The following is an 18897-nucleotide window of genomic DNA, read 5'->3' on the forward strand; positions in this document are numbered from 1 at the left end:
TTCCTTATGAGGCTTGTTTAATGAATTGCGGGGCAACATTGGCCACCGCCTTGTCGAAAATACTCAGACCTTGTGCCAGTTCAGCTTCGCTGATGGTCAACGGACAGAAGAATTTGACCACTTCATCCTGCGGCCCTGCGGTCTCAATCACCATGCCGAGGCGGAAACACTCGCGCGCAATTTTGTCTGAAATATCGCCGTCCTGACATTCAATGCCCTGCATCAGACCGCGACCTTTACGGCGGGTGAACAGCTCAGGATAACGGCTCAGAGCTTGCTCAATGGTTGCACTAACCTGCTCGGCACGCGCTTTGATGTGCTGCTCAAACTCGTCATCGGCCCAGTAAGTTTCCAGTGCTTTCGCGGCGGTAACAAACGCATGGTTATTACCACGGAATGTGCCGTTATGTTCACCGGGCTTCCACTCATCCAGCTCAGGCTTAAACAACACCACAGCCAGTGGCAGGCCATAACCACCAATCGATTTCGACAGGGTCACAATGTCAGGTTTAATGCCGGCAGTTTCAAAGCTGAAAAACGTACCGGTTCGGCCACAGCCAGCCTGAATGTCATCCACAATCACCAATACACCATGAGACTGACAAATCTTACTCAGGCGTTGCAGCCACGTATCAGAAGCGGCATTCAAGCCACCTTCCCCCTGTACGGCTTCCACCAGCACGGCCGCCGGTTTGTCCAGGCCAGACGAGTTGTCAGCCAGCATGGCTTCAAACAGAGCCAGACCATCGATGTCAGCATAGCCGTCATATGGCAGGCGGGTAACGCCCGATAAACCTAAGCCGGCGCCACCACGATGATGCTGATTACCGGTTGCGGCCAAAGCGCCGTAAGAGCAGCCGTGGAAACCGTTAGTAAACGCAACAATATTCGAGCGTCCAGTCACTTTACGCGCCAGTTTCATCGCGGCTTCCACCGCATTGGTGCCGGTCGGGCCGGTAAACTGCACTTTGTAGTCCAGCTCGCGCGGGGCAAAGATGTAAGTTTGCAGAGCATGCAGAAATTCCGCTTTCGCTTCAGAGTGCATGTCCAGGCCGTGAGTAATACCATCTTTGTCGATGTACTCGAGCAACGCCTGCTTGAAGATAGCGTTGTTATGGCCATAGTTCAGCGAGCCTGCGCCCGCCAGAAAATCGAGGTAAGCATCGCCATCTTTGGTATACAGCCAACTGCCTTTCGCCGTCGAAAACACGACGGGAAAATTGTTGGCATAAGATTGAACGTTTGATTCTTTCTTTTTAAAGATATCCATAACGATGGGATTTATCCTTATCGGTTGGTTCGAGAATTTAGGGGAATACGATACAAGTATTCTGTATCGTGCTCGCCGTCGAAATGGCGAGTCTGATCGAGAAAAGTTGACACTTCACCGCGTTCGCCGTTGGCTTTATCCAGTTTTTTGAACAAACTCCAGGAGCCTTGGTTATCTCGGGTGATTGTCGTTTCGATGACCGTAACGTCAGCAAGATCATCGCGGGTCAACAGTTCGGTCAGCATATGGAAAGCAAGACCCTTTCCGCGCGCATCCTGATGCACTGCGACTTGCCAGATGAATAATTCTTCTGGTTTGTCCGGCTTGCGATAGGCTGAGACGAATCCTACCAAATCCCCATTGCGTTCCGCTACCACACAGGTACTGCGGAAATGTGTCGATTGCAGGAAGTTACAGTAAGCGGAGTTCTCATCCAGAGGCGAACATTGCGCGATCAACTCGTGAACGCGTTTTCCGTCAGTTCGACTCGGTGATCGAAACGCCCACTCATCCTGAGTGTTGTGCATAATTTCAGGGTATGCGACCCAAGGTGCTGCTGTAATCATTGTCTGCCACATATCAGTTAGTGCTCTAAACAAATTCCTTTTATAAACTAACAGCTCAAATGATTATTTCAACCCTCAATATTACCCAACAATAACAAATTAGTACGTAACTTATTGATTTTGAAAAGTATAAAATTATTTAAATTACCCCTAAAACGAAGTTATTTATTTAGATGTGTAAACAAAATGACAGAGCGATAACAAAACAATTTCAATCTCATTACTAACACAAGGGTCACTAGCAAAATTGTTTTTGTTTCGCATTTTGCATTCGCATAATGCAACAGAATGAGTAGAAAAAGGGGAAAAAAGGTGAGATTTAGCGTAAAATCGGGGGTATAAAACTTGGCACATATACTGCATTATTAGAAATGACCCTTATTAAGCCGAGGGTCACCTAGCCAACTGACGTTGTTAGTGAATACTTTTTGTTCACAACTTATATCAAGCCAATCGTGATGATTACGATTGGCTCTTTTTTATCTGCGAAATACGATCCACCCGGTGTAATACGTTCTTAACGGTGGAATGTTCTCACAGTGTAATCCCAGTCACAGACAGAGCTGACTGAAATCTTCAGGCGGCCAGATGCCCGTCAGTGAGCGAACACATCTCCTTTCACACATGAAAACCTGGCCTCAAACTTAAGCATCACTTCGAACTTAAGCATCACCTCACACCAAAGCATCACATTTCGCGGCACAGATAAAATCGTTTTTGTGCAGTCCTTTGATCGAATGACTCCACCAGGTCACCGTGACCTGACCCCACTCCAGCAAAATGGCCGGATGATGAAACTGCTCTTCAGCCAGTTGCGCGATTTGGTCAGCAAACGCCCAGGCTTGCTTAAAATTTTTAAATCGATAGATTTTTTCCAGCTGTGGAATACCAGCCCGCAGCATCAGCGACCAATCATCCAACTCACGTAATAATGTTTGCTGCTCGGCAGCGTTTAACGCGATGGCATCTGCACCGCACGCCTCACAGCGTAGTTCTTCAAGCATGGTTTTCTTCCTTTGGCGTAAATAGCGGCGGCAGAAGACCTGCCTGCATCGCTTGTTCAACGTGGCTCATTAAATTCATTTTACTCAGTTGATAGAGCTGACGAATATCATCCAACACAAAATATATTGGCTGCATAATGTCTATTCGATATGGTGTTCTGAGCACCCGCTGCAAGTCAAACTCGGCGCGCATAGGAGTGTCACTGCCCAGTGAATAGATCGTCTCTCCCGGAGACGACAGGATCCCTCCACCGTAGATCTTGGTCAGATCACCTTCCCGTACCAGTCCAAACTCGACCGTAAACCAGTAGAGCCGCGCCAGAAAACCACGTTGCTTGGCGGATGCCTCACGCCCAAGCTGACCATATTTGTGGGTAAAAGCAGCAAAATCAGGATGCGTCAGCATCGCACAGTGACCAAAAATTTCATGGAAAAAATCCGGCTCTTGCAGATAGTCAAACTCTTCCCGACTACGTAAAAACGTGGCAACCGGAAATTGCTTTTCCGCCAGTAGGGCAAAAAAAAACGATCAAACGGAATCAATGCGGGAACTGGCGCAACCCGCCAGCCAGTTTCACGTTGCAGAATCCGGTTAATTTCCGGCAGTTGCGGAACCCGGTCGAGCGGTAAGTCCAGCATACTCAGCCCGTCGAGGTAAGCCTGACAAGCGCGGGGATGAATCACTGATTGCTGACGGGCAACCAGATCATGCCATATCGCATCTTCCTGCTCGCTCCATTGCACCAACCCTTTGTGATTCACTGGCTTGGAATGATAATGTGTCATCATTCCTCTCCTTAACAATTGCGTTACATTAAGCCTATCGCCTTCATTGGTTGGCGCCAATCGCGGCCAATTATTCCCCACTGCCATTCTGCGTAACATTTATTTTACATTGATATTTTTTTACTTAAATATCAGCCATCTGATCCTGACATTCAGGTTTGACTTTAGCCAGATATGGTCAAAACTTGTTGCATTAAAGAATAATTATTGCGCCAGACGAGGACATTATGCCGAACCCGACACCATTGTGGATCCCAAGCGAGCAAAGAGTTGCCGCCTCCAATCTGGCGCAATTCCTGCGTCACATTAATATGCAGGGCGAAGCGTTTGAGGATTATCAGCAACTGCACAAATGGTCAGTATTCAGCAAAAATAAGTTCTGGATGGAAGTATGGCAGTTCTGCGACGTAATTGGCTACCGGGGCAATTGTGTCTATGGTGAAGGAATGCCTCGCTGGCAGGAACTGGTACGCGCCCGGGATACCATCTGGTTTCCACAGGCGCAGCTCAACTATGCTGAGAATCTGCTCTCTTATGCCTATCAGAGCCCAAACGACGTAGCATTGTGGTTCAAAAATGAAAATGGCCAAAGCCGCAAGTTAAGCTGGCAAAAGTTGTGCGATCAGGTTTCGATTGTCCAGCAGTGGCTGAAACAAAATGGGGTCGGCCGCGGTGATGTGGTGGCGGGCTATCTGCCTTATATACCGGAGTCGGTCATTGCCATGCTCGCGACCACCAGCCTGGGGGCGATATGGACCTCAACCTCACCTGATTTCGGTGTCGACAGCGTGGTTGAACGTTTTGGTCAGGTGCAACCCAAAATCCTGTTCTGCTGCAATGGCTATACTTTTGGCGGTAAAACTCACCGCATGGAAGAGCGCAACGCACAGATCGTCAACACCATCAGCTCAATCCAGAATACCTGCCAGATAGAATATCTGCAGCAACGCGACGACACCCCGGTCTTCAACGACACATTTTCCGACTGGCAGGCGATTCTTGCCAGTTATCTGCCGCGCGGGCTCGAATTCGAGCGGGTCGGTTTCAATGAGCCACTGTTTGTTCTCTACTCGTCCGGTACTACCGGCCAGCCGAAGTGCATCACCCATTCCGTGGGCGGCACCATGCTCAACCACCTCAAGGAGCACCAACTCCATTGTGATATTCAACCCGGTGACCGGGTATTTTACTACACCACCTGCGGCTGGATGATGTGGAACTGGCACGTATCTGCTCTGGCCAGCGGGGCGACACTGGTCATCTATGATGGCAGCCCACTCTACCCGCAACCCAGCGTATTATGGGAACTGGCGCAAGAGAGCGATATGACACTCTTCGGCACCTCTGCCAGTTATCTTGCCACCCTAGAGAAAAGCGGATTTTCTCCCTGTGGCTACGTTAACCTCGGCGCATTGAAAACGCTCTGTTCAACCGGCTCAGTACTCTATCCGGAGCAATTTGATTTCGTCTACTCACAAATTAAGGCCGATTTACACTTGGCATCTATTTCCGGCGGAACCGATATCTGCGGCTGTTTTGTGCTTGGCAATCCGATTTCACCGGTATATCGCGGCGAGTGCCAGGGAGCTGGATTAGGCATGGACATTGCTGTGTTCAACGAGCAGGGGGAAGCCATTATTGAACAGCGCGGCGAGTTGGTGTGCCGCAACAGTTTTCCCAATCAACCGATTGGATTCTGGCACGATAATGGTGAAGCTTATCACCATGCATACTGGGATAAATTTGCTGGCGTCTGGCACCACGGCGATGAAATTGCACAAACAGCTCAAGCCGGTTACCGTTTTTACGGTCGCAGCGATGCTACCCTTAATCCAGGAGGCGTGCGGATTGGCACGGCAGAAATCTACCAGCAGATCAATCAAATACCTGAGATCGTCGATTCGGTTGCTGTTGGCTACAACCAAGGAGATCGTGAAGAAATCGTGCTGTTTGTCCAGTTGCAAGCACCCCATCAGCTCGATAACAACCTGCAAGAGAAAATACGTCACATCCTGAAGCAGCGCTGCTCGCCACGCCATGTACCCGCGTTTATTTATGCGATCAGCGAAGTGCCACGCACCCGCTCCGGTAAACTGGTCGAATTGGCGGTAAAACAAACTTTGCACGGCGAAGCGGTCAAAAATATCGGCGCACTGGCCAACCCGCAGGTACTGGAAGAAATCCGCCAATCGCTTGGCAGACAACGGGAATGAAGGAATGTCACGTCGCCCGCTGCGCAGTGAAAATAATTCATTACACTATTTTTCCTTAATAATGATATGCTTGCGTCATTGATGAATGGCTTTCTAGTGTTATGGATTATATTCACCTATCGAGATTCAGCTTAAAACACCTTACGGCACTGCACGTCATGCTTAGTACACGCAGCGTGACTCAGACTGCTGCCAGGCTGTGTGTCAGCCCGTCCAGCATCAGTAAAATTCTCGCTCAGTTACGTGCGCTTCTCGATGATGATCTGTTTTATCGCGACGGGAATCAGCTAATTCCAACCCCCTGCGCCATCCAGATGGGACCTGCCGTTCACAGTATTCTCTCCAGTATGAACGGAATATTGCACCAGGCCAATTTTGAACCAACCCAATACAGCGGTCACTATCACCTCGCCATGCGTGAAAGTACTCTGGAGCTGTTTGCCGCAGACATCGCCAACATCATTGATGAGTGTTCCCCGGAATTATCGCTGACCATTCACTCCAAAGAGCATCACGGATTCGAATCGCTGCAACGTGGCGTAATAGACTTTATGATTTTGCCTCATGACATCAGTCAACCCCCGACTCATGCGAAAGATTTAGTGTGGCAGGTGATCACCGGTGATGAAATGGTGTGCCTGATGAATCCCTCCCATCCGCTCGCAGAGCAGGAAATGACGATAGAAAATTATCTGTCATGCCAGCATGTGTCCATTCTGGACAAAGAGCTCAGTGAACCATTTTTTGAAAAAGCACTCGCGCAAAATCACCGCTCGCGACACATCAAACTGACCACATCCGACTTCGGCGCCGCAGCCATTATGTGCCACCACACGGACCTGTTATTTACCTGCTCGCGCCATTGGGCAGAGCATGCGAAACAGGCCAAGGGATTAGTGTGTAAATCGTTGCCATTCGATTACGGTACCGTGGCCTACAGCCTGGTATGGAATAAACCAAGCATGAACGATCAGGCGATGAAATGGCTGTGTCAGCGCTTAACCCAAGGCCATTGTGACTGTGTCACTCCGGGCGGTGAACGCCAACCTGCCTCGTCAGAAGAAGGTATGGTTTGATAGGTCACTTGGCCATTGATTGTTGCGTGATCATTAGCCGTTAGTTGCCGTAAATAACAGGCGCGGCAACGAACAAGCGCCTGCAAGTTATGCCGGCAGTAAAAATGTAGCAATCAGAAAGTAACGTAGAAATTACAAAGTAAAAGAGGTCAGCTTGCGCTGACCTCTTTTGTTCTGTTCTTGATTCTATTTTTTAAAACCCTAGCCATGAGTTGTTAGTCAATAAACAGATTTTGTTTGTGTAATCTTGCAGGAACGAGCGCCGTAACCGATTACATGACTAAAGTGTATGGCGAGATCGCGATTTCCGACAGTGAAATTACGTAAATACTCAATTTACCATTTGGAAATTTATCAATAAGCGATTGGCGCACTAGGCTTTAGGCAGGTTCACCCAGAAAGTATTGTGTTCATTTTGTCGCTCAAGCAAAGCCACATCACCACGATGTAAGCGCGCAATATCACGTGTAATGGACATCCCCAAACCTGCTCCGTCACCTTTTTCGGTATTAGCGCGATAGAAATTTTCAAACAGTTTTTCTCTGGTTTCATCACTAATGGCAGGACCGCTGTCACTGACCCAAAGATTGGCACTGCCGGCATCTTCATTGACCCTGATACAGATCTGGCTGCCCTGACCCGAGTAGCGGATCGCGTTATCGACCAGATTAGTGACTAAAATACGCAGCAGCGGCTCATCACCCAGTACAAAAATATCATCGCCTTCCAGTGACAATTCCTGTCCGTTACGCAGCGCCAGAGGCACTAATTCCGCCGTGACATTTTGTGCCAACCGTTTCAGGTTGAGGCTGGCAAACTTAAGATCATGGATACTTTCCACTTTAGCCAGTAGCAGCAGTTGCTGGATCAAACGGTCAGTCCGTTCAATGCCGCGCAATATATTGTTCAGATCAGATTTCAACTGCTCTTCGTTCTGGCTCAGCAGGGCATTTTCCGCGTTGAGCCTTAACACCGTCAGTGGCGTCTTCAATTCATGGGCAGCCATGCGGGTAAAGCGGCGTTCACGCATCCAGGCCTGTTCCAGCTCCTCCAGTAATGCGTTCAGCGCCGCGACCAGAGGGGAAAGCTCCTGAGTCGGGTTGGCAACAAAAATGGTGTCGAGCTTATTGACGTTACGCTGGGCAATCGCCCGTCTCAGCTCTGTGATCGGTTCAAAGTGTTTACCAATCAATAACGTCATCACCAGGGCAAGACAAGGGATCATTATCAGCTGAGGCAAAGCGGTCGATAACGCCAGTTCATGCACCATCTCATCGCGAATCGACTGTTTTTCGGCGACAATCACATATTCGGGACGTGTGTGATAATCATTAGGCAGAGGCAACTGAAAATAGCGCCAGGATTGATGCTTAATCGTCATATAGCCAAAACCGGCATAACGGGGATCATGCGGCGTGGTGGTGATTTCGGGAATTGAGCTCCAGGTTAACTGGCCATTGAGATAAAACTGAACCAGAATATTGCGCTCATAAGGATGACCAAACGCGGTCGCATCATCGTCATCCTTAGCCTGGGCGGAAATACGCTCCATCCACGTATTGAGCATTTGTCTGGCTTTAGTCGCCTCAAGCCCCTGTTCTTCCAGGGGAATACCAAGTAACAGCAATTTGGCAGATTGGCCAAGACGCGCATCGTACACTTCTTCAATTTCGTGTTGCGATGCCATAAAACTGAAAAACAGAGAGATCAGGATCAACACCGATGACAAGACGACAACGGTAATCGTCAGGCGCTTTTTAATCGAAAACTCTTTCTGACCACTATTTTTCAATGATATACCCCACACCACGAATATTTTTGATCACGTCATTAGAGACTTTTTTACGCAAATTATGAATATGGACCTCAATCGCATTATCACTGCTGCCTTCATCCCAGCCATGCAGTGACTGCTGTAATTGCTCTTTGCTCATCACCCGCCCCGCATGAGTGATCAGCGCTGCCAATAATTTAAATTCATTATTGGTCAGTTTGAGACGCTCTCCCTGATAATCCACCGCTTGCTCAGACAAGGACAAGGACAGCTCACCGACATCAATCCGGGTATCACAAAAGCCTGACTGGCGCCGAATCAGCACCCGCAACCGGGCCATAAGCTCTTCCAGCGCAAACGGTTTGATCAGGTAATCATCCGCCCCGCCATCCAACCCTTTGACGCGATCTTCGATATCATCCCGCGCGGTCAGAATCAAAACCGGCAGGGTGTAACCAGCGCGACGAATATTTTTCAACACCACCAGGCCATCAATATCCGGCAGGGTCAAATCCAATACCACCGCAGCGAACTGCTCGGTCTTTAGCGCCACATCAACGCCAGCGCCTCGTTCAACCCAATCGACCGTAAAACCATGGCGACTCAATGAAGTCACCATGGAACGTCCCAGCAATATATCATCTTCAACCAGCAGCAAACGCATTATCGTTTAAGTTCTCCGAGTTTCTTGGCTATTTCTTGCTGCCGCCCCTCATCCGCCAACGGACGCTCTGGCCGCGGCTTAGCCTGCTGAGCTTTAGTCAGGTATTGAATCGCTTCATCTTTACGTCCTTCCTCCGCCAGGAAGTCGCCATAAAAGTAGTTGGAGTCGATACCATCCGGATTGATTTGCAGTGCTTTAAGCAACATGGTCTCAGCCATATCGTCATCCCCAAAGCCAATTGGCCAGCCCGGCACCTGATAGTATAGCGAACCTAAACTGGTATACGCGGAGCCATCTAACGTTTCTGGTGCCTGGTCAATCACTTGTTCCAGTAACACTTTCGCTTCTTTGACCAAGGACAAGGCGCCCAAACCGCCGTCAGCACCTGCCAGAGAAGCTTTGTTTATCGCCAGCCACACTTTCAGTTCGGCCCGGTTGGGCTGCTGTTGCAGGGCCTCTTCGTTCCTTTTGATCAGATTTTCCAGGCAATACACCTGATGATCATTATCTTTTGACTGATACTGACACACCGCCCATTTTTTCTGAATCGTCTGTAACGGGTCCGCTCCTGCAGCAGCTGCGCTGCTTATCATGCCAAGAGTCAGAGTGGCCACAGCAATGGTTGTGATACATTTCATAATCGCGCCCTCGTTATTTAGATGTCGCCTGGTTGATGTAGTGGTGAATCGTGTCCTGTTGCTTGCGAATCGAGTTACTGACCAGCTTGGGCAGCAGTTGATTAACGCGCGCGAACAGTTTTTCCGGCCAGCCAATCCACATCGCGGCCCGCTCTTTTTCCAAAATTGTCACCACATGCTGTGCGACCACCTCAGGGGCGTCACTGTGGTTGCCGAGGCGACGGTTCATCTCAGTAACACGGTCGTCATTGAGGGGGGTGGCTGTCGCTCTGGGAGCCAGATACAGCACCCGGATTCCAGCGCCATCCAACTCTCGATCGAGCGCTTCGCTAAAGCGCTGCACACCGGCTTTGGCCGCGCAGTAACTGGTGTAACCAGGAAAACCGATCGACCCGAAGGTAGAACCGATATTGAGGATAATACCCGGACGCTGTAACCAGCCCAGAGCCGCCTGACTGGTTAGAATCGGGGTCATCAGATTAAGATGCATTTCTTGCTGCAGCGACTGGGCGGAACGCTGGGCCAGAAAGCTGAATTGATTATTGCCGGCGTTATTAATCAACACATCGATACGGCGCTTTTTGACCTGTGCCAGGCAAAACTCATCCAAGATTTCAATGCCATCGGACTGATTGAAATCAACGCACAGTACCTGGTGACGTTGAGGATAATTCAGACTATTTTTCAACGCTTCCAGTTTATTGCGATTACGGGCGACCAGAATCAATGACGCACCTTTCGCCTCCAGAGCCAACGCCATTTTTTCTCCGATACCACCCGACGCCCCGGTCAGTAATACCTGTTTATCCTGCAAATTCATGCTAATTCCCTTACGCCACATCCTGCAACTGGTCTGTGGTCAGCTGGCGCAACATACCGCCGTACAAACCAAAGACCATGTTGGCGGAATCTATAATCGCCTGTTGATCAACAGGATCCGTGATACGATTCATCAAGCTCTCAAACAATTGGATATGCTCCTGATCAAGCGTGCTGTGCGAAGTCAGATACGTCATCGCCTGCTCCGGCAGATTCAGCGTTTGTTTGATCAAAGCCGCAACCTGACCACCGACCCCGACACTGGTGCCTTCCAACACCCAGACCATGCCAAAGAAAGCCATCGGATTGGCGCGATCAATCTGGTGATAGAGGTAGGCAACCATCAGTTCAACCGACACACCCACACGCCCTGCATCCCGATTGGCACGCACCGCCGCCGCATCGCCACCGCAAGCATTGATATCATTGAGAATCCATTCGTGGTGTCCCTTTTCTTCCTCAATGTATTCACCAATCGCCTGACGCAGCCATTCATACTTTTCAGGCAACCGGCCGCCGCAGGCCATCAACAGCGGTACAGTGTGCTTTACATGGTGAAAAGCCTGGGTCAGAAATGCGAGATAAGTGGCACGATCAATTTCGCCTCGTGCGCACTGGGCAAAAATCGGCGCCTGAAGCATCGCCTGCTGGGCTGCGGACGTTTCTTGTTTTAGTCGGTCAAAAAATGCAGTCATATTGGATTCCTCGTGAATTGATATCGCCGGACGAACTATGTGAACCTGGATAAACTATGTAAACTTGGATAAATTACGTGAACCTGGATAAATAACGGCGGTGGAAACGATACCCGGCTCCTGCTCATCCAGTTGATGCAACCACTGCTCTAAACGCTGGCGAACCGGACGCCCATTACTGGTAAACAGCCCTGCCCTGTGTTTCAACCCCGGTGCAGTCACCACCCGAGTAATGCGTGCGTAATCAGGCAGGTGCTGATTAAGCCTGGTAACACTGCCGATGATGGTATCGCTGATGTCACCATCCAGAACGGCTGTCAGTCCGTATTGCCCCTCACCGACCACGATCATGCCCATTAAAGCTGGCATGGCTTGCGCTTCCGATTCGATCCATTCCGGCGACACATTGCGTCCGAAAGCGGTAATAATCTGGTTTTTCTTGCGTCCGTTGATGGTGAGAAAACCGTCTTGGTCTAATGACCCTAAATCACCGGTTGCCAGCCACGCATGACCGAATGGCTCACCGATATAACCGAGAGCAAGATTACCGCGCACCAGCACCTCACCATCGTCAGCGATTCTGACCGCTACATGAGACAGCACACGGCCGCTTGTACCCGGTTTAGAATGCGATGGTGTATTCACACTGACCACCGACCCACACTCTGACAGGCCATAGCCCTCGTAAGCCGGAATGCCGCATGCCTGAGCCTGCTGCAACAATGGCGGGGACACTCGTGCGCCGCCAACCGCCACAAACGTCAGGCTGCGGGTCAGGGCTGGTTGCAGGGTCGCAACCTGAATCAGTGCCATCAGCAGCGCTGGGGTCAGCACCAGACTGTTGGGCTGATATTGCTCCAGAGCCGCGGCGAATTGCCGTGCATCAAACTGGCTTGAGCCGGATAAGCCAACCTGCGAACCAGATAGCACGACTGAATTGGCGCCAAGCAAGATCGGCACGTAGACGCCGGTGATGTTTTCCAGCAGAGTCGATAACGGCAACATGATCAAATGGGTCTCGCAACGCACGTCCGCCTGAATCGCAGCAGCAAGGGCACAACTGACCTCAATCAACTGCTTCTGCCCCAGACAAACCCCTTTCGGCTGCCCGGTAGAACCGGAAGTAAAGGTAATCTTACTGCTGTCTGGCAGCCACTGTGGCAACCCGCTTGGCAAACGCCAGACATCGAAACCTTCAATCCGATCATCGGCGATACCATGACTATCAAGCCACTCTCCGACCAGGAGGTCAGCACCGGATTGCTGTAAGGTATGCGCCACCTGAGCCTCACTGAAAAACATCGGCACCGGAACAATCGGGATCCGCGCATACATCGCGGCCAAATCGACAATCACCCAATCGAGGCTGTTATCCGCTCGCAGCGCAATACAATTCACTGACCAGGCTTGCAATAGCTCCGCTGCCTGCTGAACCCGCACCAGTAACTGACTGTAGCTAAGACGGGTCTGCTGCTGTAATCCGTGCCGAGAACCGCTCAATGCGGTGTCATCCGGCGTATGCTGCGCACGCTGAATTAAAGTGGTAATAATTTGATTCATCATAAAATGCCGCCCAAACGGTGCTGACGCGCAGCGAACAGCGCTTGCAGCTGCTGCAGCGCACCATTCAGATGTCCCGCCACGATACGAGGTTGATACTGATAATAATTTCCCCAGATCGTTTCTGCGTCCGGGATACGGGACGGGTCAGCCTCGGCCAGAATAACGGTGTCGAGCCCCAGTCTGGACATCATGGCGTACAGCGGATCGGTCGCGGTGAATACACACCATTCATAACCTTGCTCGACCAGTTTCTGAGTCATGAGTAAAAAGTGCAGCGAAGAGAAACCTTTCGAGAAAGAGGCTAACTGACCAAATTCAATCAGCTGATGCCGGTCGACCGGCTTAGCAAATACCTGCGTCAGCAAAACATCCGCTTGCTGGTCCAGATATTGCTCCAGAAACAGCGGTTCATCACCGGCGACACGGTAGCCGCATAAGGATTTAATCTGGTTGTTATCCATCAGTGCCATAAACGTCGGCATAAAAGTGTCAAGCCGGGCATCAAACGCCAGCGAATAACGCTGAGCGATGTAGTGTTCAACTTGTGCGCGATCAGGATGGTTACGATCAACGATCGCAAGTTGCAGTGGATGATCCTGAAAAAAATCTTTCATTCAAAAGCCCTCTTTGGTGACTTACCTAAAGAGCTTAAAAACACAAGCTTAAGGAAAACTTAAGAAACACACATTTTTCTTAAGAAAAGCAAGAGGAAGATGTAATCATTTGAAAAGTAATAAAATAAATTTGAGTAAATACTACAAAAGAAGAGAGAAATAACCGACTGGCAATAAAAAACCGCAACTGACGGCTGCGGTTTAAAAAATTGAAAGGCTGAATCACGCAGCTTTATTTGCGGCCGATACCCATAATCACTGGCATCACACCGTGTGGTGTGGTCACTTCAAACGCAGTGACAGTTTCAACATCATTAAAGCCGGCCTTAGTCAGCGTTAATTTAACCTCTGACTCGCTCAGGCCAAACTCAGGATCATCTTCCGCCACCAGCCAGTCCCAATGCACAAACAAACCGCCTTCATCCAGCAGCGAGTAAATAATTTCCGCCACTTCATCCAGATTAGCGACATAACCGCACACGGATGACGCCACCACTAAATCAAATTGTTTACGAAATGCCGGATGCTGAGCCACCAAACCGCGGGTCAGGTGATCCACCACAGGCTCCACATTCGCCAGTTCTTTTTTATCCAGCTCTTCAATCATCGCCTCTGACGAATCCAGAGAAACGATATCTTTCGCCAACGGCGACATCCACTGACTCAATAATCCGGTGCCGCAACCAAAATCAAGCACGTGCTTGCCCTCAAGGGAAGTCAGCTTATTCAGTTGCTCAAAGACGTTGTTGGCGAAAACCACGGTCGCTTCATCTTGCTCCCAGCTCGCTGCATATTCGTCCCAGTTTTGTGCCATCATGGCCTCCGTGTAACTTCTTGTCTTCAGGCTTTGTGCCCAAGTAAACTCAAACAGCCGAACTCAGGATTGGGGTTAAACCAAACGAATCCCTCTGTTTGAGACGACTCAAACACTCCAAGATTAAACCAAAATAAAGCGAAGTTCATAGAGTTACCACACAATCTTGTGCTGCAGTGTCTCTACTTGTGTCAATTGGTGATAAATTCAGCACATAGGCAGCACAGATAAAATTGTATATGATTCACACACTTTAACTCCCAGAGACCGTTATGAACCTGTCGCAGATTGAAGCATTCTGTACTATTGCAGACACCGGCTCGGTGTCCGAGGCAGCCCGCCAGTTGGAGTGCAACCGCACCAAACTGAGCATGGCCATCAAAGCGTTTGAGAGTGAACTGGGCGTCGAACTGTTCGTGCGTACCGGCAACAATGTCAGCCTTTCGGAAGCGGGCAAAGCAATCTATAAAGATTGCGAAAGCATAATGATTACCGCAACACGCATTCGACGCACCTGTTCGCAGGTCTCAGATGAATTTGCCGCTGAAGTCTGGATTGCCCGTGACGACTCGTTGCCTGACACGGTTTGGCAGGAGCTCGCCCACTCGCTCAATAAACTGTTCCCCAACACCTCGTTTAACCTGGTGCTGGCTTCCAGCGGTGACCTGGCCAGCCTGGTCGCGACCCAACAGGTCGATTTTGCTTTTGGCGTTGATTATGAACGCCTGGACGATGCGCGCATCAGCTATCAACCACTGGGTAAAATCCGCATGATGTCGGTATGCAGTGCCACCCATCCACTCACCAAAATCAAGCGAGTGACCGATGAAGACCTGCGTAAATCGATGCAGGCGGTCATGGTCTATCTTAACGAACAGGATAATTCCAGCCTGGGACCATTTTCACGCCGTTATATCGGATTTTCCAGTTTTGAATACATGCTCAGTACCATACTGACCGAGAGCGCCTGGGGGGTGCTGCCTGAACCACTGATCCGCAACCATCTGCGTGAGCAACGCCTGGCGGTGATTCGCCATACCTACGGTCTGACTCAGGAAGACTATTGTATGTTTACCCTGACCGGCAGCACTGAAGATCCGGCCATGGCCTGGCTTTCGGATAAACTGAGCGACTATCTGTTTGATTTCTAGCTATCTGTTTGATTCCCTGCGGCCTTGTCTGAATTTAACTATTTGTTTTAATTAATAATAGACACTTAATCGCCGGCTACCAGTTCCAATGTTCACCATCGCATCAGTCCCCCTTTCTTCATGCCACTGATAACATGCAGCTCAACGTTGAATTGGCCTTGGGCTGCGCATTAGCAGTCTGACTGACGCGCTGTCTATTCCGCTCAACAGGGCGACATGCCACTCAGTGTCAATATTACTGACAGCAGAAAAACATTCTATCTCTATGATTTTATTAAACAAAAGTAAAATCGGTTAAACACCAACCAACCAAAAGTACAAATCGTCGTTGTAAAAGGCCCGCTTTAGGCGAGAATAACGTCAGTTTCTTACAGGTATAAATCAAATGTGTGCTCGAACAACTTATAACGAAAAGCGTGTCCTGACCCTCTCTGCCCTTTTTGCATCCCTTTTTGCAGGCGGCGGGTTAGTGATTGGTCTGCTCGTCGGCTCACTGGTGATTATGTTTGATGGTGTTTATTCACTGGTCAGCCTGCTGTTAACATTATTGTCGCTCGCGACATCACGTTACATTATGAAACCGTCTGATGAACGATTTCCGTTCGGACGCGCGGTGCTAGAACCTGCCGTGATTGCGGTTAAAGGTGCCGTTATTCTGCTGGTGGTGGGCTACTCGCTTTACTCTGCGATTGGGGCCATGTTCACCGGCGGGCGCGAAGTTGATGCGTCTATTGCCACTGCATTCGGTGCCATCAACGTTATTGGTTGTGGTTTTGCATGGTGGTACATGGCAGCACTGAATAAACGCCGTACTTCTGGCCTTATCGATGCTGAAGTGAAGCAGTGGCAGATGGATGCCATGCTGAGTGTTGCAGTCACCGCAGGCTTCGTCATTGCCTGGGGAATTTCATTAACGCCTTTGGCACCTTACGCTGTGTATGCAGACCCGATGATGATGTTAGCGATGTCATTTTACTTCATCAAAGTACCGTTCCAAATGCTGACTTCAGCGCTGCGCGAAATCTTCCTGATGGCGCCGAGTAAAGAGATTTGTCAAACCGTTGACCAAAGCGTGTTTGATGCCGGTAAAGAGTCCGATCAGGAGATTGAACTGGCCGGTGTGACCAAAGTAGGTCGTGAACTTTGGGTCGACGTTGATATTTACCCGGACAGCAGTGAAATGATTCTGCTGGAAGATATTGAACAGACGCGAGAAACCATTAAGAAACGTCTGGCCAAGCTACCGCTGAAACTGCAAATCACAGTCAACATTGCTACTTGAGATCGCCACTTGAGGTTAGCCAGGCCAACGTTCGGTTAATGAGGGTTAATTAAGCAAGCAAATAGTAAGCGACGTGCCAAACCACGTCGCTTTTGTCATGTCCAGAACCCCAGGCCGTGACAAGTTAACCGCAGCGATCGCTAAACCGTTCTCTGAGTTGGGGATACTCCTGGCGGCTTCGCCGATGAACTATGACGTGTCACCCACCAGCAGACTAAAGATGCCAGCGTCACCATCACCACTCCTTGCCAGAAATGGCTGCCCAGCACCACACCAAGAATCAGGCAGGAAAAGAGAGTCGAAAATACCGGGGTAAAATAAGACAAGGTCGCCAACAGCAACATATTACCGGCCAGAATCGCCTGATTCCAAAGTGCATAGCCGCTGCCCATCACCACAGCTGTGAGTACAAGCGTCACAGCGGACGGCACGGTGAACTGTAGCGCTGGTTCATCTCCTGACACATATTTCACCCAAAGGGTCACCGCGGTAGCAATGAAAAACAGAGTGACTGCATTCTGACCATTGGCAATCACCCGGGTGACGTTGCAATACACCGCCCAGATAACTGCGCCCAGCGCCGCCATGGTATACGCCAGCGGATTACCCGACACATTGCCGGCAATTTGCTTCAGCGATAAACCGCTATCACCTGATATCGCCCAGGCAACGCCGAGAAAAGCGACCAGAATACATGGATAAACCCAACGGCTGACAGGCTGCCGACTGGAGATAACGGTAAGCAGTACGGTCAATGCTGGCCACAGGTAGTTAATCACCGACATTTCCAACGCCTGATGACGAGAGTGTGCCATCCCCAAAGCCAGAGCAAGGCAAATCTCGTAGCTGACAAACAGCGCCCCGCCGATAATGAGATAGCGCAAGGAGAAACGATTAATGCGGGGGATCCCCATCACCCCAACCAGAAACACGCTGGCAACCGTATAAATCAGGGCAGCCCCGCCAGTCGGACTGAACTGCTCCGCGACCATACGAACTAAACCCGCAACGCAACTCCATAACAATATGGCTGCAACACCGTAAACGGTACATCTGTGCAGTGCCAAAACAGGCTCCGGAAAAGTAATCAGAAAAGAGAACGAACTTTAACTGAAATTTTCAGCACAGAGAAGTATCCCTACCACTATTAAGGTAACGAATGATACGCGCAGGTGTACCACCAACCAGAGTATCCGGCGGCACATCATGATTGACCACAGAATTGGCCGCCACCACAGACCGGGCACCAATCGTCACTCCCTGATTAATGACGACGTTGCCGCCAATCCAGACATCGTCTTCGACCACAATCGGTTGACTGAACGCCTCCCATTCACGGCGATGTCGATAATCAAGAGAGTGAGAAGGGGTATAAAACTGGCTGTTAGGACCGATAAGCACATGATTACCAATCTTGATAGGTGCATTATCCAACATGGTCACATTCATGTTGATAAAAGTTCGGCTACCAATCGTAATCGTCTTACCAAATTCACAGTAAAACGGTGCCTGGACAATGCTGTCGGCACCAAACGCAGCAAACAGTTCTGTTTGCAACTTGTGCCGCTCAACATCACACACACTCTGATTGATCTCAACTTTCAGCTCGGTCGCTCGCTGACGTAAAGTCGCGATAGCTGCATCGTTAGCATCGAAAACCTCACCGGCAATCATCTTTTCTAATTCTTTCATCGGGCACCTCATGTTTCATGTTATGACTGCAAGGGTACCCGGATTGCGTACGGAAAAAAGAGAAAAACTCGCAGGTTAGCTTTCCCTGTTTAGAATTGACCGAGGGGGACACATCCTGTCGGTAAAACTGGATACGCAGGGCATCCTGCTCAGGAGTGACGTAACCGTACCCCTGATCGGCATACCACTCAGTGATGTGACCTTTGACGGCCATACTAGTAATGATAGATTTATCAAACGTGCGCTAAACATAGTCAAAGCACTGAATTTGAGGAA

17 protein-coding genes and 1 pseudogene are annotated in these 18897 nt (G+C 49.8%); 4 read left to right on the forward strand and 14 right to left on the reverse strand.

All coding sequences use genetic code 11. The annotated features are described in order from the left end of the window. Positions 1 to 4: 4 nt before the first annotated feature. The 4 genes and pseudogenes from ectB to phhA form a co-directional block, all read right to left on the reverse strand. Complete coding sequence (ectB, locus tag KNV97_RS03290) at positions 5 to 1270, reverse strand: diaminobutyrate--2-oxoglutarate transaminase (protein ID WP_136483850.1); 1266 nt, start codon at positions 1268 to 1270, stop codon at positions 5 to 7. Between the two features lie 17 nt (positions 1271 to 1287). Beyond that, positions 1288 to 1836, reverse strand: coding sequence for a diaminobutyrate acetyltransferase (gene ectA / locus KNV97_RS03295; protein WP_218561510.1), 549 nt, complete (start codon positions 1834 to 1836; stop codon positions 1288 to 1290). Positions 1837 to 2510: 674 nt separating this feature from the next. Continuing rightward, complete coding sequence (locus tag KNV97_RS03300; RefSeq protein ID WP_136483848.1) at positions 2511 to 2840, reverse strand: 4a-hydroxytetrahydrobiopterin dehydratase; 330 nt, start codon at positions 2838 to 2840, stop codon at positions 2511 to 2513. Then, positions 2833 to 3626, reverse strand: a pseudogene (phhA, locus tag KNV97_RS03305) (phenylalanine 4-monooxygenase). The gene KNV97_RS03300 and the pseudogene phhA overlap by 8 nt, the downstream one beginning before the upstream one ends. A 227-nt stretch (positions 3627 to 3853) precedes the next feature. On the opposite strand from phhA, the gene KNV97_RS03310 reads away from it, so the two are divergent. Both KNV97_RS03310 and KNV97_RS03315 read left to right on the forward strand, forming a co-directional pair. Beyond that, positions 3854 to 5839, forward strand: a complete 1986-nt coding sequence (locus tag KNV97_RS03310) for an acetoacetate--CoA ligase (RefSeq protein ID WP_136483847.1) — start codon at positions 3854 to 3856, stop codon at positions 5837 to 5839. 101 nt (positions 5840 to 5940) lie between these two features. After that, on the forward strand, positions 5941 to 6915 hold the full coding sequence (locus tag KNV97_RS03315) for a LysR family transcriptional regulator (RefSeq protein WP_218561511.1): 975 nt from the start codon (positions 5941 to 5943) through the stop codon (positions 6913 to 6915). Between the two features lie 373 nt (positions 6916 to 7288). Here KNV97_RS03315 and KNV97_RS03320 read toward each other — a convergent pair whose 3' ends face one another. The 8 genes from KNV97_RS03320 to KNV97_RS03350 form a co-directional block, all read right to left on the reverse strand. Further along, positions 7289 to 8707: an ATP-binding protein gene (locus tag KNV97_RS03320; RefSeq protein WP_136483845.1), complete on the reverse strand. Its 1419-nt coding sequence runs from the start codon at positions 8705 to 8707 to the stop codon at positions 7289 to 7291. Beyond that, entirely contained in the window at positions 8697 to 9353 is a 657-nt protein-coding gene (locus tag KNV97_RS03325) for a response regulator (protein WP_136483844.1), read from the reverse strand. The genes KNV97_RS03320 and KNV97_RS03325 overlap by 11 nt, the downstream gene beginning before the upstream one ends. Continuing rightward, on the reverse strand, positions 9353 to 9991 hold the full coding sequence (locus tag KNV97_RS03330) for a tetratricopeptide repeat protein (protein ID WP_218561512.1): 639 nt from the start codon (positions 9989 to 9991) through the stop codon (positions 9353 to 9355). The genes KNV97_RS03325 and KNV97_RS03330 overlap by 1 nt, the downstream gene beginning before the upstream one ends. Before the next feature lie 13 nt (positions 9992 to 10004). Beyond that, on the reverse strand, positions 10005 to 10811 hold the full coding sequence (locus tag KNV97_RS03335) for an SDR family oxidoreductase (RefSeq protein ID WP_136483842.1): 807 nt from the start codon (positions 10809 to 10811) through the stop codon (positions 10005 to 10007). A gap of 10 nt (positions 10812 to 10821) precedes the next feature. After that, positions 10822 to 11505 carry a TenA family transcriptional regulator gene (locus tag KNV97_RS21895; protein WP_256611347.1) on the reverse strand — a complete coding sequence of 228 codons (684 nt, stop codon included), beginning with the start codon at positions 11503 to 11505 and terminating at the stop codon, positions 10822 to 10824. Positions 11506 to 11559: 54 nt separating this feature from the next. Continuing rightward, positions 11560 to 13068: an AMP-binding protein gene (locus tag KNV97_RS03340; protein ID WP_256611350.1), complete on the reverse strand. Its 1509-nt coding sequence runs from the start codon at positions 13066 to 13068 to the stop codon at positions 11560 to 11562. Then, a complete protein-coding gene (locus tag KNV97_RS03345; RefSeq protein ID WP_218561513.1) occupies positions 13065 to 13682 on the reverse strand; it encodes a thermostable hemolysin in 618 nt (205 codons plus the stop codon). The genes KNV97_RS03340 and KNV97_RS03345 overlap by 4 nt, the downstream gene beginning before the upstream one ends. Positions 13683 to 13914: 232 nt before the next feature. After that, the gene (locus KNV97_RS03350) at positions 13915 to 14496 is read right to left on the reverse strand and encodes a class I SAM-dependent DNA methyltransferase (protein ID WP_218562122.1); all 582 of its coding nucleotides are present in this window, start codon (positions 14494 to 14496) and stop codon (positions 13915 to 13917) included. Positions 14497 to 14768: 272 nt separating this feature from the next. Here KNV97_RS03350 and KNV97_RS03355 point away from each other — a divergent pair, with 272 nt between their 5' ends. Next, positions 14769 to 15647, forward strand: coding sequence for a LysR family transcriptional regulator (locus KNV97_RS03355; protein ID WP_136483839.1), 879 nt, complete (start codon positions 14769 to 14771; stop codon positions 15645 to 15647). A 385-nt stretch (positions 15648 to 16032) separates the two neighbouring features. Continuing rightward, the gene (locus KNV97_RS03360; protein WP_218561514.1) at positions 16033 to 16929 is read left to right on the forward strand and encodes a cation diffusion facilitator family transporter; all 897 of its coding nucleotides are present in this window, start codon (positions 16033 to 16035) and stop codon (positions 16927 to 16929) included. Between the two features lie 140 nt (positions 16930 to 17069). Here KNV97_RS03360 and yddG read toward each other — a convergent pair whose 3' ends face one another. After that, entirely contained in the window at positions 17070 to 17996 is a 927-nt protein-coding gene (yddG, locus tag KNV97_RS03365; RefSeq protein WP_218561515.1) for an aromatic amino acid DMT transporter YddG, read from the reverse strand. 52 nt (positions 17997 to 18048) lie between these two features. Beyond that, complete coding sequence (locus KNV97_RS03370) at positions 18049 to 18621, reverse strand: sugar O-acetyltransferase (protein ID WP_136483836.1); 573 nt, start codon at positions 18619 to 18621, stop codon at positions 18049 to 18051. Between the last annotated feature and the right edge of the window lie 276 nt (positions 18622 to 18897).

The sequence above is a fragment of the Vibrio ostreae genome, from assembly GCF_019226825.1.
In the GTDB taxonomy this organism is placed as follows: domain Bacteria; phylum Pseudomonadota; class Gammaproteobacteria; order Enterobacterales; family Vibrionaceae; genus Vibrio; species Vibrio ostreae.

What these genes read in the sequence shown, in the direction of transcription:
- KNV97_RS03345 (WP_218561513.1), bottom strand. Translation starts at nt 13,682, where the DNA reads ATGAAAGATTTTTTTCAGGATCATCCACTGCAACTTGCGATCGTTGAT.
- KNV97_RS03310 (WP_136483847.1), top strand. Translation starts at nt 3,854, where the DNA reads ATGCCGAACCCGACACCATTGTGGATCCCAAGCGAGCAAAGAGTTGCC.
- KNV97_RS03340 (WP_256611350.1), bottom strand. Translation starts at nt 13,068, where the DNA reads ATGATGAATCAAATTATTACCACTTTAATTCAGCGTGCGCAGCATACG.
- KNV97_RS03330 (WP_218561512.1), bottom strand. Translation starts at nt 9,991, where the DNA reads ATGAAATGTATCACAACCATTGCTGTGGCCACTCTGACTCTTGGCATG.
- KNV97_RS03350 (WP_218562122.1), bottom strand. Translation starts at nt 14,496, where the DNA reads ATGGCACAAAACTGGGACGAATATGCAGCGAGCTGGGAGCAAGATGAA.
- ectA (WP_218561510.1), bottom strand. Translation starts at nt 1,836, where the DNA reads ATGATTACAGCAGCACCTTGGGTCGCATACCCTGAAATTATGCACAAC.
- KNV97_RS03300 (WP_136483848.1), bottom strand. Translation starts at nt 2,840, where the DNA reads ATGCTTGAAGAACTACGCTGTGAGGCGTGCGGTGCAGATGCCATCGCG.
- KNV97_RS03360 (WP_218561514.1), top strand. Translation starts at nt 16,033, where the DNA reads ATGTGTGCTCGAACAACTTATAACGAAAAGCGTGTCCTGACCCTCTCT.
- KNV97_RS21895 (WP_256611347.1), bottom strand. Translation starts at nt 11,505, where the DNA reads ATGACTGCATTTTTTGACCGACTAAAACAAGAAACGTCCGCAGCCCAG.
- KNV97_RS03315 (WP_218561511.1), top strand. Translation starts at nt 5,941, where the DNA reads ATGGATTATATTCACCTATCGAGATTCAGCTTAAAACACCTTACGGCA.
- KNV97_RS03370 (WP_136483836.1), bottom strand. Translation starts at nt 18,621, where the DNA reads ATGAAAGAATTAGAAAAGATGATTGCCGGTGAGGTTTTCGATGCTAAC.
- KNV97_RS03335 (WP_136483842.1), bottom strand. Translation starts at nt 10,811, where the DNA reads ATGAATTTGCAGGATAAACAGGTATTACTGACCGGGGCGTCGGGTGGT.
- ectB (WP_136483850.1), bottom strand. Translation starts at nt 1,270, where the DNA reads ATGGATATCTTTAAAAAGAAAGAATCAAACGTTCAATCTTATGCCAAC.
- KNV97_RS03355 (WP_136483839.1), top strand. Translation starts at nt 14,769, where the DNA reads ATGAACCTGTCGCAGATTGAAGCATTCTGTACTATTGCAGACACCGGC.
- KNV97_RS03325 (WP_136483844.1), bottom strand. Translation starts at nt 9,353, where the DNA reads ATGCGTTTGCTGCTGGTTGAAGATGATATATTGCTGGGACGTTCCATG.